Source organism: Mesorhizobium sp. LSHC420B00 (assembly GCF_000503055.1).
In the GTDB taxonomy this organism is placed as follows: domain Bacteria; phylum Pseudomonadota; class Alphaproteobacteria; order Rhizobiales; family Rhizobiaceae; genus Mesorhizobium.
Window position 1 is genome coordinate 148,613 of the sequence record NZ_AYVY01000011.1, and the last position, 15,213, is coordinate 163,825.

10 protein-coding genes are annotated in these 15,213 nt (G+C 63.0%); 5 read left to right on the top strand and 5 right to left on the bottom strand.

Going from position 1 to position 15,213, the window contains the following annotated elements; all coding sequences use genetic code 11:
* The first annotated feature begins 58 nt into the window (after positions 1-58).
* Positions 59-1,675 carry a bifunctional phosphoribosylaminoimidazolecarboxamide formyltransferase/IMP cyclohydrolase gene (gene purH / locus X760_RS57310; RefSeq protein ID WP_023719731.1) on the top strand — a complete coding sequence of 539 codons (1,617 nt, stop codon included), beginning with the start codon at positions 59-61 and terminating at the stop codon, positions 1,673-1,675.
* Positions 1,676-1,715: 40 nt separating this feature from the next.
* On the opposite strand, the gene X760_RS57315 is transcribed toward purH, so the two are convergent.
* Both X760_RS57315 and X760_RS57320 read right to left on the bottom strand, forming a co-directional pair.
* Positions 1,716-3,092 (bottom strand): MFS transporter, encoded by a 1,377-nt coding sequence (locus X760_RS57315; RefSeq protein WP_023719732.1) that lies wholly within the window; start codon positions 3,090-3,092, stop codon positions 1,716-1,718.
* Between the two features lie 187 nt (positions 3,093-3,279).
* Complete coding sequence (locus tag X760_RS57320) at positions 3,280-8,064, bottom strand: NAD-glutamate dehydrogenase (protein WP_023719734.1); 4,785 nt, start codon at positions 8,062-8,064, stop codon at positions 3,280-3,282.
* 134 nt (positions 8,065-8,198) lie between these two features.
* On the opposite strand from X760_RS57320, the gene X760_RS57325 reads away from it, so the two are divergent.
* Positions 8,199-8,762 carry a peroxidase-related enzyme gene (locus X760_RS57325; protein WP_023719735.1) on the top strand — a complete coding sequence of 188 codons (564 nt, stop codon included), beginning with the start codon at positions 8,199-8,201 and terminating at the stop codon, positions 8,760-8,762.
* A gap of 123 nt (positions 8,763-8,885) precedes the next feature.
* A complete protein-coding gene (locus tag X760_RS57330) occupies positions 8,886-9,209 on the top strand; it encodes a YciI family protein (protein WP_023678126.1) in 324 nt (107 codons plus the stop codon).
* Positions 9,210-9,218: 9 nt separating this feature from the next.
* On the opposite strand, the gene X760_RS57335 is transcribed toward X760_RS57330, so the two are convergent.
* Entirely contained in the window at positions 9,219-9,833 is a 615-nt protein-coding gene (locus X760_RS57335; RefSeq protein ID WP_023719736.1) for a LysE family translocator, read from the bottom strand.
* 395 nt (positions 9,834-10,228) lie between these two features.
* Between X760_RS57335 and X760_RS57340 the strand changes: the two genes are divergently transcribed.
* Positions 10,229-10,855: a DUF1062 domain-containing protein gene (locus X760_RS57340; RefSeq protein ID WP_023719737.1), complete on the top strand. Its 627-nt coding sequence runs from the start codon at positions 10,229-10,231 to the stop codon at positions 10,853-10,855.
* Between the two features lie 57 nt (positions 10,856-10,912).
* Here X760_RS57340 and typA read toward each other — a convergent pair whose 3' ends face one another.
* On the bottom strand, positions 10,913-12,742 hold the full coding sequence (typA, locus tag X760_RS57345) for a translational GTPase TypA (RefSeq protein ID WP_023719738.1): 1,830 nt from the start codon (positions 12,740-12,742) through the stop codon (positions 10,913-10,915).
* Between the two features lie 197 nt (positions 12,743-12,939).
* Here typA and X760_RS57350 point away from each other — a divergent pair, with 197 nt between their 5' ends.
* The gene (locus tag X760_RS57350) at positions 12,940-13,221 is read left to right on the top strand and encodes a hypothetical protein (protein WP_023719739.1); all 282 of its coding nucleotides are present in this window, start codon (positions 12,940-12,942) and stop codon (positions 13,219-13,221) included.
* 46 nt (positions 13,222-13,267) lie between these two features.
* Here X760_RS57350 and X760_RS57355 read toward each other — a convergent pair whose 3' ends face one another.
* The gene (locus X760_RS57355; protein WP_023719740.1) at positions 13,268-14,842 is read right to left on the bottom strand and encodes an alkaline phosphatase; all 1,575 of its coding nucleotides are present in this window, start codon (positions 14,840-14,842) and stop codon (positions 13,268-13,270) included.
* Positions 14,843-15,213: the final 371 nt, after the last annotated feature.

A 15,213-nucleotide genomic window follows, 5' to 3' on the forward strand; every position in this document is an offset into this window, starting at 1 on the left:
CCTCATATGCTACGGCCCGCGGACGCTCTCCAACCACACGTGGAAAGGCCGCCAGCCCATGGCCGTCGCCGCCAAGAATATTCCCGCGCCCGACCTTGTACCCATCCGTCGCGCGCTGCTCTCCGTCTTCGACAAGACCGGCCTGATCGATTTCGCCAGGGCGCTGGCTTCGGCCGGCGTCGAGCTGGTCTCGACCGGCGGCACGGCAAAGGCCCTCGCCGATGCGGGCATGGCGGTGCACGACGTATCCGAGCTCACCGGCTTTCCCGAGATCATGGACGGGCGCGTCAAGACGCTGCACCCGTCGGTGCATGGTGCACTGCTCGGCGTGCGCGACGATCCAGAGCACGCCGCGGCGATGCGCGACCACGGCATTGAGCCGATCGATCTCGTCGTCTCCAATCTCTATCCATTCGAGGAGGTGCGCCGCTCCGGCGCCGACTACGCCGCGATCGTCGAAAACATCGACATCGGCGGCCCGGCGATGATCCGTGCCTCGGCCAAGAACCACGCATACGTCGGCATCGTCACCGACCCTGACGACTATGCCTCGGTGCTCAACGCGCTGGAGATGAATTTCGGCTCGTTGTCGCTGGATTTCCGCAAGAAGTTGGCAGCCAAGGCCTTTGCCCGCACCGCCAGCTACGATGCGGCGATCTCGGGATGGTTCGCCGAGGCGCTGGAGATCGAGCATCCGACATGGCGCGCCTTCGGCGGCAGGCTGCAGTCGGTGATGCGCTACGGCGAAAACCCGCATCAGGGCGCCGGCTTCTATGTCAACGGCGACAGGCGGCCGGGCGTCGCCACGGCACGCCAGCTTCAGGGCAAGCAGCTTTCCTACAACAACATCAACGATACCGACGCCGCCTTCGAGCTGGTCGGCGAGTTCGATCCGACCCGCTCCGCAGCGGTAGCCATCATCAAGCACGCCAACCCGTGCGGCGTTGCCGAAGGCGCTTCGCTGCAAGCGGCCTATGCCAAGGCGCTGGCCTGCGACCCGGTCTCGGCCTACGGCGGCATCGTCGCCATGAACCGCATCCTCGATGCCGCAACCGCCGAAGAGATCGTCAAGACCTTTACCGAAGTGATCATCACACCGGAGGCGTCCGATGATGCAATCCGCATCATTGGCGTCAAGAAGAATCTACGCCTGCTGGTCACCGGCGGCCTGCCCGACCCGCGCGCCGCGGGCCTTGGCTTGAAATCGGTTGCTGGCGGCTTGCTCGTCCAGGGCCGCGACAATGCGGTGGTGGATGATCTCGAGCTGAAGGTGGTGACCCGGCGCGCGCCGACGCCGGCCGAAATGGCCAATCTGAAATTCGCCTTTCGCGTGGCAAAGCACGTCAAGTCGAACGCCATCGTCTATGCCAGGGACGGCGCCACCGTCGGCATCGGCGCCGGCCAGATGAGCCGGGTCGATTCCTCGCGCATCGCCGCGCGCAAGGCGCTCGACGCGGCCGAGGCCGCCGGTCTGACGGAGCCTTTGACCAAGGGCTCGGTCGTCGCCTCGGATGCCTTTTTCCCGTTCGCGGATGGGCTTTTGTCGGCAATCGAAGCCGGCGCCACCGCCGTCATCCAGCCGGGCGGCTCGATGCGCGACGACGACGTCATCGCCGCCGCCGACGCTCACGGCATTGCCATGGTCTTCACCGGAGTGAGGCACTTCCGGCATTAGGACGCCTTACCCTCCCGCTGTGGGAGAGGGGAAGAGCAGCTCACTCTGCCGGCCGATCCGCCGGATAGGGCGTGCCGATCAGGATCGCCATGCCGGCGCCGAGGAACAGCACGATCGCCGCCATGCCGAGCCGCGCCGAGCCGCTGGCCAGGGTGATCGTGGCCACCATGAAGGGTGCGGCAAAACTCGTTGCCCGACCGGCCAGCGCATAGATGCCGAAATAGCGGCCCGATTCGGCTGCGGAGACGCTGCGCGCCATGTAGGAGCGTGACGATGCCTGCACCGGCCCGAAGGCAAGCCCGATCAGCAGGCCGTAGAAAATGTAGGCTTTTTCGGCCGCCGTGCCGAACAACCCGCCGCCATCCAGTCCGGGCATCACCCAGGCGCCGAACAGCGTATAGCCTGGGCCGGTCGAGACGATGCCGATCGTGGCAATGCTCAGCATGACCAGCGAAATCATCACGATGGTCTTGGAACCCAGTGCTGTGTCGAGGCGTGCGGCAACCAGGCAGCCGACGATGGCAACGACGTTGAGGATGATGCCGAACAGGCCGATCTCGGTGATCGACCAATGGAACATCGCCGCCGCAAACGTTCCGCCCAGCGCCAGCAGCGCGTTGACGCCGTCTTGATAGATCATGCGGGCGACGAGAAAGCGAAAAATGCCGCTGCGCTTGCGAACTTCGGCCAGCGTCGACTTCAGTTCCGACAGGCCCTCGCGCACCGCCGGCCCGATTGGAATGCCTTTGATCGCATCCGGCGTGAAAAAGAACATCGGCAGGATGAACAGGAAATACCAGGCCGCCGACAACGGCCCGGTGGCGCGCGCGTCCTCGCCTAGCCTGGGGTCAAGGCCGAAGATCGGGTCGAGCCCAACGACGGTCTTGCCGGTTTCAGGCGAGCCGGCCATGACGGTAACGACGAAGATCAGCGCGATCATGCCGCCGAGATAGCCAAGCCCCCAGGCCATGTTCGAGATCCGACCGATGTCGCTCTTCGGCACCAGGCGCGGCATCATCGAATCATTGAACACGGTCGAGAATTCCGCCGCGACCGACGCCAGCGAGAACAACGCCACGACCAGAAAAAGATTGGAGCCGGGCGCGGCGAACCACAGCAGGGTGAGGCAGGTGATCTTGACCGCGGCGAAGAAGCCTATCCACGGTTTTCGTGGTCCGGTCTGATCGGCGATCGAGCCGAGGACCGGCGACAAAACGGCAATGACAAGGCCGGCGGCGGCGATGCCGTAGCCCCAGGCCGCTTGCCCGGTCTCGGGATTGCTGGCCATGCGCGAGACGAAATAAGGACCGAAGATGAAGGTGGTGACGACCGTGAAGAACGGCTGGGCCGCCCAGTCGAACAGCATCCATCCCCAGATACCGCGTCCCGACGCACGCTGCACCGCCATCTCAGCCATGTCCCCTCCGCTGGAGCTTGCTCCATGCCGATCGAATCGGGATGATGCTCCGTCTTCTTGTTGAGCACGATCTTGTCCAAAAGCCGATCGTTACGTTCGCGATCATGCTCCGGGCGCCCCAACGCAGCGCGCCGTTCGCTCTATAGCGCAGTTCTTCCCGGCAAGCCCGCGCGATGTGGAAGACTGCTCACAGCGCCGTCAGATCACTCATCAGGCCAGACGCCACGGACAGCCGGGACACGGTGATGTCGCCGCCCTCGGTCAGCGCCTGCAGCCGTTCGCGAATGCGTCCGACCCGTTCGCCGCCGGCCTCCAACCATGCTGTCACCGGATCCGCCGCCTCGGCATGGCCGGTGAGTGCCGCCACGGCGATGCCGCGCCTGGCCGCCCCAATCGTGTCGGTGGCGCGGGAAAGGGCCAGCTGATCGTAATAATCCGAGGGCGTGATCGAGCGCGCCGCGTCCTCGACGCGCGGGATGCGGAAGACATCGCTGACTGCAAAAAACGCCTTGGCGGCAGCGACGATGCCGGCACTCGCCGTCCGCGCCGTCAGCGCGATGTCGGGGATGAGTTCCGCCACGTCGGTCAGCGCCAGCTGTTCGGCAAGACTCTCCGGCGCGCCGCCCTTCGACAGGCCGTGCCGCCGCTCCTCGATCCGCTCGCGAGAGAAGGCCGGCAGCAGCGACACAAGCTTCGGCTCCAACGCCTTGCGCGCATCCTGCAATTCGGTGATCCGCTGCCCGAGCGGCGCGGTGCCGGCATCATTCTTCAGGTACCAGCCGCTCGTCATAAAGATCAGCCGGCTGACCGCCTGATAGAGGTCGAGTTGGATCTGCCCGTCGATCTGGTTGTCGAGCGCGTCGATCTGGCGATAGAGCGCCGGCAACGCAAAGCCGTCCCGCACCACCGCGAAGGTGCGCACGACATCGGCGGCACTGCGCCCGGTCGCTTCCTGCAGCCTGTTGACGAAGGACGGACCGCCGCGATTGACCAGATCGTTGGCGACGACACGGGCGATGATCTCGCGGCGCAGGCGATGGCCGTGGATTTCGGACGCATATTTCTTCGCCATTCGGTCCGGGAAATAGCCCATCAGGTCGCGGTCGAAATGCTGGTCGTCCGGCACGTCGCTGACGACGATGTCGGAAAACAGCACGATTTTGGCATAGGCGAGCAGCACGCCGAGCTCGGCCCTGGTCAGCGGCTCGCCGCGCGTCTCGCGCTCGGCAAGGGCCGCCGGCGACGGCAGCGTCTCGACGGCACGGTCGAGCAGTCCGCGCGCCTCCAGCGCCGCCATGAAACGGCTCTGATGGGCGATGTCGGCAAGGCCGCGCTTGCGGGCAAGGGACAGCGCCAGCGTCTGCTGGTAATTGTTGGACAGCACCAGGGCGCTGACCTCATCGGTCATCTCGGCCAGCAATTTGTTGCGCGCCGGCCGGGTCAGCGATCCCTTGCGCATGGCGGAAGCCAGCGCGATCTTGATGTTGACCTCGACGTCGGAGCAATTCACGCCGCCCGAATTGTCGATCGCATCTGAGTTGCAGCGGCCGCCATTCAATCCGAATTCGATGCGCGCCCGCTGCGTGACGCCGAGATTGGCCCCCTCACCGATGACCTTGGCACGCAGGTCGAGCGCGGTGATGCGGATCGCGTCATTGGCACGGTCGCCGACGTCCTGGTTGGTCTCGCCCGATGCCCTGACATAGGTGCCGATGCCGCCAAACCACAAAAGGTCTGCCGGCGCCTTGAGAATGGCACTCATGATCTCGACTGGCGTGGCCGTTGTCTTGCCGAGGCCGATCGCCGCAGCCGCGGGCGCCGGCAAGGTGATCGACTTCTGGCTGCGCGAGACGATGATGCCGCCCTCCGACAGCTTCGTCTTGTCGTAATCCTGCCAGCTTGAACGGGCGAGAGCGAACATACGCCGGCGCTCGGCCATCGAAGCCGCCATGTCGGGATCGGGATCGATGAAGATGTCGCGATGATCAAAGGCGGCGATCAGCCGGGTCTGCTCCGACAGCAGCATGCCGTTGCCGAACACGTCGCCCGACATGTCGCCGACGCCGACGACAGTGAACGGCGTGGTTTGGATGTCGCGGTTCATCTCGCGGAAATGCCGCTTGACTGCTTCCCAGGCGCCCTTCGCGGTGATGCCCATCTTCTTGTGGTCGTATCCGGCCGAACCGCCGCTGGCGAAAGCGTCGTCGAGCCAGAAGCCGTGCCTTTCGCTTATGGCGTTGGCGGTGTCCGAGAAGGTCGCCGTTCCCTTGTCCGCGGCGACGACGAAATACGGATCATCCTGATCGCGCCGCACCACGCCGGCTGGCGGGATGACGCCGTCCAGGCCGATATTGTCGGTGATCGACAACAGGCTGGAAACGTAATTCTTGTAGGCGGCCGTGCCGGCCTCGAAAATGGCGTCGCGCCCGGCGCTCATCGGCAGCTTTTTCGGGTAGAAGCCGCCCTTGGCGCCAACCGGCACGATCACCGCATTCTTGACCTGCTGTGCCTTGACCAGGCCAAGCACCTCGGTGCGATAGTCCTGGGCACGGTCCGACCAGCGCAGGCCGCCGCGCGCGACCGGGCCGAAGCGCAGATGCACGCCCTCGACCTCGGAGCCATAGACGAAGATCTCGCGCCATGGCCGCGGCGCCGGCAGCCCGTCGACCGATTGCGAATCGAGCTTGATCGCCAGTGATTGGCCCTTCTCTTTCGTATCGGCAACGAAATGATTGGTGCGCAGCGAGGCTTCGATCAGGTTCAGATAACGTCGGATGATGGTGTCGTCGTCGATGTTGGGAACGTCTTCCAGCGCATCCGTGATCTTGGCCTTCAGATGTTTGGCCTGAACGACGCCTTCCGTCTCATCCGTCGGGCCGAGGCGGGCGACGAACAGCGCATGCAGTCCGCGGGCGATCTCGGGATAGCGGTTGAGTGCGGCGGCGATGAAGTCCTGGCTCTGCGGGATACCGGCCTGCTGCAGATAGCGGCCATAGGCGCGCAGGACGGTGATCTCGCCCGACCACAGGCCTGCGGTCTGGGCGAGGCCGTTATAGCCGTCATTGTCGACATTGCCGCGCCAGACGGAAAGGAACGCGTCCTCGAACAGCGCGCCGCCATTGCCGAGGTCGATCGGCCTGCCGTAGCTGTTCTCAAGTTCCATGTCGTGGATGAAGACCATGCCGGATTGATTGTCGCCGACCTCGAAAGTACGCTCGCTGATGACGCGGAAACCGATGTTTTCCAGCACGGGCACGCGCCGCGACAGCGCCACCGGGCTGCCATGGTGATAGATTTTCAGCGCCGCCTGATGCGGCTTCTGGTCGGCGTGACGGTAATAGTCGATGGCGATCGGATTTGACGCATCGAGCCTGGCGATGCGCCCGGCATCGGCCAGCGCCACGGCCGGCGGGAAACTGTCGCGATAACTTTCCGAAAAGCGCGAGGCGATGGCCGTTAGCTTCGCGTCGGCCCCGGTCTCGGTCGCGGTCTCGCGCAGTGCATCGTCCCAGGTCCGTACGATGTCGCGAATCGCCGCCTCGATCGTCGCCTGCTCGACCTTCGGCGTCTTGCCGCCGGAGCGGCCGATGATGAAGTGGACGCGCGCCAGCCCGCCTTCCGGGAAGGCCGGATAATAGGCCGACAGCCGGCCTTCGAAGACGGTCTTCAGATAGGTGCCGATCTTCTCGCGCACGACGCTGTCGTAGCGGTCGCGCGGCACGAAGACGAGCACGGAGACGAAGCGGTCGAACTGGTCGACACGCACCAATGCCCTGACGCGCGGCCGCTCGATCAATCCCAGTATGGCTTCGGCATGCTTGCGCAGGATCGGCACCGGAACCTGGAACAACTCGTCGCGCGGATAGCTCTCCAGCACGTTGATCAATGCCTTGCCGGAGTGGTCGCCGGGATTGAAGCCGGATTTGGCAATGACGGTTTCGGCCTTCGAGCGCAGATAGGGGATTTTCATCACCGAGCGCGTATAAGCAGTCGAGGTGAACAGTCCGACGATGCGCAGCTCGCCCGAAAGCACGCCTTTGCCGGTGTAGGTCTTGACGCCGATGTAGTCGAGGTAGATGCGGCGGTGCACCGATGACTTGGCGTTGGCCTTGGTGACGATCAGCGGTTCCGGCCCATGCAGGAAGGCGCGGATTTCCGGCGTCGTGCTCACCGCTTCGGTGCCACGCCTGAGCACCAGCACGTCGGGATCGGAAAGGATGCCGAGGCCGGGCTTTTCGGCACGCTCGAGCATGCCGCTCTTCTCGCCGCCGGTGTATTTGAATTCACGCATGCCTAGAAAGGTGAAATTGTCGTCGCGCAGCCATTCGAGGAAGGCGATCGCCTCGGTGACATGGGCCTTGTCGAGCGGCACCGGCGAGTAGCGGAATTCCGAGATCGCCTGGTCGAGGCGGGCAAGCATCGGCTTCCAGTCGATGACGGCGGCGCGCACCTGACCGAGCAGCTTCGTCAGGCGTGCGGAAAGGCCTTCGGCCTGCTCGGCCGAAAGGCGGCCGATATGGACATGGATGACGCTCAGCCGGTCATGGCTGTGCTCGCCCTTGGCATAACCGCCATCGCCGAGGATTTCCTCGACGCCGTTCTTGCCGTGCCTGACCACGATGACCGGGTGGGTAACCAGCAGCGGCTCGCCGGCGCTCTCTGTAATCTCACCGAGGACGGAATCGAACAGGAACGGCATGTTGTCGTTGACGACGGTGATCACCGTCATCGGCCGGCCTTGGCGGACGACACCGGAATCGACGTCTATGGCAACGACGCAGTCGTCCTTCTTGTGCCGGGCGACAGCGCGGCCGGCGAGTTCGGCAGCGCGTTCGAGATCGATGACGTCGTAGGCGGCGACATCTTCGGCCGGAGCTCGGGCCAGCAAGTAGTCGGCAAGCCTGCCGGGCTTTTCGCTGCCCTTGGCCGGACTCATCTTTTTCAACTGGCTTGCGGATTTCAGGCCGGCCATGAGCTAATTCCCTCCCGTCATGTTTTTACAACTATCGTAGCAGATGACGGGTATTTGGCGACAAAGGTTTGACGGCTTGCGACGAAATGTCGGAATTCACCGGCAGCCTGGCGGAAAACGAGGAGAAATCCCCTATGACAGACAAAATCACCGCGCTGGACCTCGCACCGGCGGAGCTGAGCGAAGCGACCAACGCCTATTTCGCCAAATGCCGGGAGAAGCTCGGCCTCGTTCCCAATGTGCTGCTCGCCTACGCCTTCGACGAGAAGAAGCTGCGCGCTTTCACCGACATGTACAATGATTTGATGCTGGGTGAATCCGGCCTGTCGAAGCTGGAGCGAGAGATGATCGCGGTGGTCGTCTCATCGGTCAACCATTGCTATTATTGCCTGGTTGCACATGGCGCGGCGGTGCGCCAGCTTTCCGGCGACCCGGCCTTCGGCGAGATGATGGTGATGAATTTTCGCGCCGCCGAGCTGTCAGACAGGCAGCGCGCCATGCTCGAATTCGCGGTGAAGCTGACCGAGCAGCCGGCAAAGATCGTCGCAGCCGACCGGGCGGCGCTGCGGCAAGTGGGCTTTTCCGACCGCGACATCTGGGATATCGCCTCGACTGCCGCGTTCTTCAACATGTCGAACCGGCTGGCATCGGCGATCGATATGCGGCCGAACGATGAATATCACGCGATGGCGCGATAGGGCACCGCGGTCGTATATATTAGCTACATCGCATTCTCGTTGCTTGTTTGCCGGTTTGGTCCGATGATCGGCATGCGGCATGACCGCATGCCGGTTCGATGCCGCCGATCAAAGGAGGAGAACATGGCGAAATTTCTCTACGTCTATCACGGCTCGGGCAAGATGCCGACCGAGGAGGCCGAACGGAAGGCAGCGATGGATGCCTGGAACGGCTGGTACGGCAAGCTTGGCTCAGCCGTGGTCGACGGTGGCAATCCAGTCGGCATGTCGAAGACCCTGCTGCCCGGCGGCAAGGTCGAGAACAATGGCGGCAGCAATCCAACCGCCGGTTACACCATCATCGAAGCGAAAGACATCGACGATGCCGTCGGCAAAGCCAAGGATTGTCCTATCCTGACGGACCCGGGTTTCAGCGTCGAGATCGCACCGATAATTGAAATGGGTTGACGCGCCGGCTCAGGACCGCGCCGCGATCGCCGCCGCAGCGCCGGCCATGGTGCCGGCGCTGATGCGGTTGGCGATCTTCATCGCCCGCTTGCTCCTCAAGAGCTTGCGCGCCTGCGATGCGGCGAGCACCCATGTCAAATCGATGGCGACCAGCACCACGGCCATGGTCGCCGTCAGCTCGACCCAGCCGATCACGCGGACTGAACCGAGATCGATGATGGTCGGCAGCAGCGCCAGATAGAACATCATGATCTTGGGGTTGCCGAGCGTCACCGCCATGCCGGCAAAGAACAGTCTGACGGGCGAATCGTCGCGCGGCAGCGAGCCTTCTTTTGCCTCGACCGGTGCCGTCCACATCTTCCAGGCAAGCCAGGCGAGATAGACGACGCCAACCCATTTCACGACGACAAAGGCGAAGTGGAACGTCTGCGCCACCACGGCGAGGCCAAACACCGCCAGTGACAGCCAGATCGCTTCGCCAATCCACATGGCAAGCAGGAACGGAAACACGTCGCGAAACCCTTTTGCGATGACCCGCGCCACAAGTGCGGCAATCGACGGGCCCGGCGAGCCGGCGGCAACAAGCAGGGCGCCGGCAAAAATCAGAAGCGACGTGAAATGCATGACGCGGATCTCGTTAGAAACTTTTGGAGTCATTCAACATAACCCAACTGTTCCGACGACGGTAGCGTCTACCGAAAGAAGGCTTGTCGGCTGGGCACCTCGCGGCTAGAAATGTCGTCCCGACATCATTTCGAGCTTCACTTTGCCTACGTAACCGCCGGTCTCGCCAACTCCCCCAACACAGAGCAGGGCGTCGCAGTCGCGGCGCCTGTTTTCACATCATGTGTTCCTCAGGGTGGCGGTTCGAGACCGGTTTGGCACTGCTGAACCGCTGTCGCGCACAATCACCCGCGACGCTTATTTCCAACTGCCGCAGTCTCTCGCCACGCCGTGCCCGCAGGGGCATCTCGACATCGCCGATCTGACGAACTTCCCGACGGGAAGGGCTTTTCGGCATGCCTTCGATACTGCGTATCCGCTGGGCGATCGCGCCCAAGACCGCACCGCGACCTCACCTCAACTGCAATCGCTGCGGTGGCCTGAAAGCCTATCGCTGCAGCGGCAAATTCCGGGTCAATGCTAATGGCAAACGCATTGATGCCTGGTTGATCTACCGGTGCATCGATTGCGACAATTCCTGGAATTTCGGCATTCTGGAGCGCTGCAATCGCCGCGACATCGAGCCGGCCCTGCTGCAGGCGCTCGAATGCAACGATCCGGTCCTGGCGCGGCGCCATGCTTTCGATATTGCCGCATTGCGAAGCAGGATCGGGCGCGTCGAGGAATTTCCTGAAGCCGCCGTTCATAAGCAGGTGCTCGGGGACAGGCCGGAAAACACCGCCGGCCTCGAACTCCAGCTCGAGCTCGAAATGCCGACAGCGCTGCGGCTCGACCGGTTGCTCGCCAACGAACTCGGTATCTCGCGATCGCGGCTTCAGGTTTGGGAAGAGAAGCGATTGCTGGCCGTTGGTCCGGACGGGGCCAAAGCCTTGCGCAGGCCAGCCCGAGCGGGAACGGCGATCCGCATCGACCTGTCTAGTAATCCAGACCGGGACGGCATTATCGCGGCTGCCGGCGGGTAAGATAGAGGGAGGAAGCACGCACGTGCTCCCTCCCTCATAATGGCTGAGAAAAGTGGCTTACGCCGCGCCGACCACTTTCGCCGACTTCTCGAAACGCTTGCGCTCGTTCGGGTCGAGATAGAGCTTGCGCAGGCGGATGGTTTTCGGCGTCACTTCGACCAGCTCGTCGTCCTGGATCCAGGCCAGCGCGCGTTCCAGCGTCATGCGGATCGGCGGCGTCAGCTTCACTGCCTCGTCCTTGCCGGCGGCGCGGATGTTCGTCAGCTTCTTGCCCTTGAGCACGTTGACTTCGAGGTCGTTGTCCCTGGAATGGATGCCGATGATCATGCCCTGATAGACCTTGACGCCGGGGTCGATGACCATCGGGCCGCGGTCTTCCAGGTTCCACATGGCATAGGCCACCGATTCACCCTGTTCGTTGGAGATCAGCACGCCGTTGGTGCGGCCCGGCAGCTCACCCTTGTAAGGCTCATAGGCATGGAACAGCCGGTTCATCACGGCGGTGCCGCGCGTGTCGGTCAGCAGTTCCGACTGGTAGCCGATCAGGCCGCGCGTCGGCGCGTGGAAAACGATGCGCTGGCGATTGCCGCCCGAAGGGCGCAGCTCGACCATCTCGGCCTTGCGCTCCGACATTTTTTGCACGACGACGCCGGCATGCTCCTCGTCAACGTCGATGACGACTTCCTCGACCGGCTCCAGCAATTCGCCGTTCTCGCCCTTCTGCATGACGACGCGCGGCCGCGACACGGCGATCTCAAAACCTTCGCGGCGCATCGTCTCGATCAGCACGGCCAGCTGCAATTCGCCGCGTCCGGAGACGAAGAACGAATCCTTGTCCGGCGATTCCTCGATCTTCAGCGCGACATTGCCTTCGGCCTCGCGCAGCAGGCGGTCCCGGATGACGCGGCTGGTCACCTTGTCGCCTTCGGTGCCCGCCAGCGGTGAATCGTTGACCAGGAACGACATCGTCACCGTCGGCGGATCGATAGGCTGCGCGTGCAGCGGCTCGGTCACCGACAGGTCGCAGAACGTGTCGGCGACGGTGCCTTTCGACAAGCCGGCGATGGCGACGATGTCGCCTGCCTGCGCTTCGTCGATGGGCTGGCGCTCGAGCCCGCGAAAAGCAAGGATCTTCGAGATGCGGCCGGTTTCGACCTGGGTGCCATCATGGTGCAGCACCTTGACCGCCTGGTTGGATTTCAGCGTGCCGGATTCGATACGGCCGGTGATGATGCGGCCGAGGAACGGATTGGCTTCCAGAATGGTGCCGATCATGCGGAACGGGCCAGGATGAACGGTCGGCGCCGGCACGTGCTTGATGACGAGGTCGAACAGCGGCGCCAGAGCCTGGTCCTTCGGACCTTCGGGGTTTTCGGAGACCCAGCCGTCACGGCCCGAACCGTAAAGGATCGGGAAGTCGAGTTGCTCGTCGGTCGCGTCAAGCGCGGCAAACAGGTCGAACACCTCGTTGACCACCTCGACGTGGCGAGCATCCGGCCGGTCGATCTTGTTGATGACGACGATCGGCTTCAGTCCGACCTTGAGCGCCTTGCCGACGACGAATTTGGTCTGCGGCATCGGCCCCTCGGCGGCGTCGACCAGCACGATGGCCGAATCCACCATCGACAGGATGCGCTCGACCTCACCGCCGAAGTCGGCGTGGCCGGGCGTGTCGACGATGTTGATGCGGGTGCCCTTCCAGTCGACCGAGGTCGCCTTGGCCAGGATGGTGATGCCGCGTTCCTTTTCGAGATCGTTCGAATCCATGGCGCGCTCGGCGACACGCTGGTTGTCGCGGAACGAGCCGGACTGTTTCAGGAGCTGATCGACGAGGGTGGTTTTTCCATGGTCGACGTGCGCGATGATCGCGATATTGCGGATTTTCATGTTTTGGTCTCGGGAGCGTTGCAGGCAGCAGGCCAAAGGCGCTGCCTCTTTCGGTTGGGCGGCTCATACAGGGTTTTTCGCAATTGCGAAAGAGGAGGCGAGTCACCAAATAAAGTCACCAAATCTTAAATGTCTTGGTGTGAAGTGGAATTATTAACCAAGGCGGAACCTTTCATGGTCCGGGCAGTTCGAATTTCATGATCGACGCAGGCAGCAGACTCCGGCCGATTTTGGCATGTAGCGCACTCGCCGTCCTCCTCGCGGCAGGCGCGGCGCAGTCGGCCGCGTCGTTCAAGGAGACGCGGACTGCCCTGCCGTCCGACAAGCGGTCGGCGGAGCAGCTTTTTGCCGATGCTCCCGATGGCGTCGACCCGGTGGTGACCGGGCCAGTCAGCGCCGCCTTCAAGCAAAGGCAGCAAAATGCCGGATGCGACAGCGCCGTCTGGCCCAACATTCCCGTCGTCTGCTATCCCGATTGATACACGTCCTACCCTCGGGCTGGCCCGAGGATAATGGTGCAGTCGCTCACGCCGACCGCACCGGATCGAGCGTGACCTTGTAGAGTTCGCTGTCGTCGCGATCCATCAGCCGCACCGTCAGCTGCTCTGTAGCGCCATCGATATCGACAAGTCCGAAGAACTGCAGGCCGGCCGACGGCGGCAGGTTCTGACCCTGCTCGGCAGTCGGTGCCTTGATGAACTTCAGCTCCGGGCCGAAGGTCATGTCGAAACCATTCGGTCCGAACGTGCCTGAATGGATCGGACCCGAAACGAATTCCCAGAACGGATTGAAGTCCTGGAACTGCGCCTTGTCCGGATTGTAGTAATGCGCGGCCGTGTAATGCACGTCTGCGGTGAGCCAAACGGTATTGCTGATGCCCGCGTTCTTTATATAGCGAAGAAGGTCGGCAATTTCCAGCTCGCGCCCCTTGGCCGGGCCATTGTCGCCATTGCTGACTGCCTCGGCCCCGACCTTCTTGGTACCGTCATTCCAGACCACGAGGCCGAGCGGCATATCGGCGGCGATGATTTTCCACGTCGCGTTGGAATTTGCCAGCTCACGCTTCAACCACTTGATCTGCTGTTCGCCGAGGATGCGCGATTCAGGCGTCATCGTCTCCTGCATATCCGGACCGTTGGGGCCGCGGTAGGAACGCATGTCGAGGAAGAACACGTCGAGCAGCGGACCATAAGCGATTTTGCGGTAGACGCGGCCCGGCTCCGACGGTTCGTAGCGGATCGTCGTCATCTCGTGGAAGGCGCGCGCCGCACGTGCTGCCAGCACATGGATTGATTTTTCTGTGTAGCGGTCGTCGGCGCTCAGGTCCTTCGAGTCCGACCAGTTGTTAAGCACCTCATGGTCGTCCCACTGATAGAAAGTCGGGCAGATGGCACTGAGCGCAAGAACGTTCTTGTCCATCATGTTGTATTTCCACTGCGCCCGGTATTCGTCCAGCGTCTCGGCAACCTTGCGCTTTTCGTTGATCAGCACTGTGTTTTTCCACTTGCCGCCATTGGGCAGGTCGACTTCGTCCTTCATCGCACCATCGGCATAAATCGTATCGCCCGAATGCAGGAAGAAGTCGGGCGTGTGCTTGGCGATCGTGGCGTAGGTCTTCATGCCGGTCTCGTCGATGCCCCAGCCTTGGCCGGCGGTGTCGCCCGACCAGGCAAAGCGGATGTCACGCTTCGAGGCAGGTGCCGTGCGGAAGCGGCCGACGATCGGCTCGGAAACGGCGTTGATGTCGGCAAGATCGGCCGCGACCATGCGGTAGAAAATATCCTGGTCGGAGGCGAGATCGGTGAGCAGCCGCTTCACCGTATAGTCGCTGGCCGGCGAGGTATCGAGCGGCGCCAGGCGGACGGCATTGGCGAAACTTTCCGTCGACGACACTTCGAACATGACGCGCGACGGCCGGTCCGTGCGCGTCCAGACCATGCCGCTGGTCGCGTCGACGTCGCCGGACTGGATGCCATGGGTGAAGGCCGGGCGCTGATTGGCGCGCGAGTAATAGGGAAGGGCGAGACCCGAGGCGCCGACCAGGCCAACGGCGCTGGCCGACGTGACGAAAGCGCGCCGCGTCATTGAAATCTTGTTCATGGCTGTCTCCTGGATGGCGTTGAACGTCGCCGCCAAGCTCCAGCTTCAATGTTTCAGGCACATTTCGAAACGATGAAGGTTTTCTGACATCAACAAGCGGGAAGGCTGGACCGCTCGGCGGCGAAGCTGCTGATCTCCCCCCTTGCGGGTCCCTTGCGGGGGAGATGGCCGGCAGGCCAGAGGGGGGCGCTGTCCCGCCGACGTACAAATCAGAAAGAAATCAGACGGAGCAGCGGAGTTTGGGCAGAACATTGCGTAAAGTCGGAGGCTGGCGAACCTTCGCGCCCCCTCTGCCCTGCCGGGCATCTCCCCCGCGAGGGCAGGGCTATCGCATATGAGTGATGGCATTGATGAGATAGTCGTCGTTCCAG

What these genes read in the sequence shown, in the direction of transcription:
- X760_RS57355 (WP_023719740.1), bottom strand. Translation starts at nt 14,842, where the DNA reads ATGAACAAGATTTCAATGACGCGGCGCGCTTTCGTCACGTCGGCCAGC.
- X760_RS57330 (WP_023678126.1), top strand. Translation starts at nt 8,886, where the DNA reads ATGGCGAAATTTCTCTACGTCTATCACGGCTCGGGCAAGATGCCGACC.
- purH (WP_023719731.1), top strand. Translation starts at nt 59, where the DNA reads ATGGCCGTCGCCGCCAAGAATATTCCCGCGCCCGACCTTGTACCCATC.
- X760_RS57315 (WP_023719732.1), bottom strand. Translation starts at nt 3,092, where the DNA reads ATGGCTGAGATGGCGGTGCAGCGTGCGTCGGGACGCGGTATCTGGGGA.
- X760_RS57325 (WP_023719735.1), top strand. Translation starts at nt 8,199, where the DNA reads ATGACAGACAAAATCACCGCGCTGGACCTCGCACCGGCGGAGCTGAGC.
- X760_RS57350 (WP_023719739.1), top strand. Translation starts at nt 12,940, where the DNA reads ATGATCGACGCAGGCAGCAGACTCCGGCCGATTTTGGCATGTAGCGCA.
- X760_RS57320 (WP_023719734.1), bottom strand. Translation starts at nt 8,064, where the DNA reads ATGGCCGGCCTGAAATCCGCAAGCCAGTTGAAAAAGATGAGTCCGGCC.
- X760_RS57340 (WP_023719737.1), top strand. Translation starts at nt 10,229, where the DNA reads ATGCCTTCGATACTGCGTATCCGCTGGGCGATCGCGCCCAAGACCGCA.
- typA (WP_023719738.1), bottom strand. Translation starts at nt 12,742, where the DNA reads ATGAAAATCCGCAATATCGCGATCATCGCGCACGTCGACCATGGAAAA.
- X760_RS57335 (WP_023719736.1), bottom strand. Translation starts at nt 9,833, where the DNA reads ATGCATTTCACGTCGCTTCTGATTTTTGCCGGCGCCCTGCTTGTTGCC.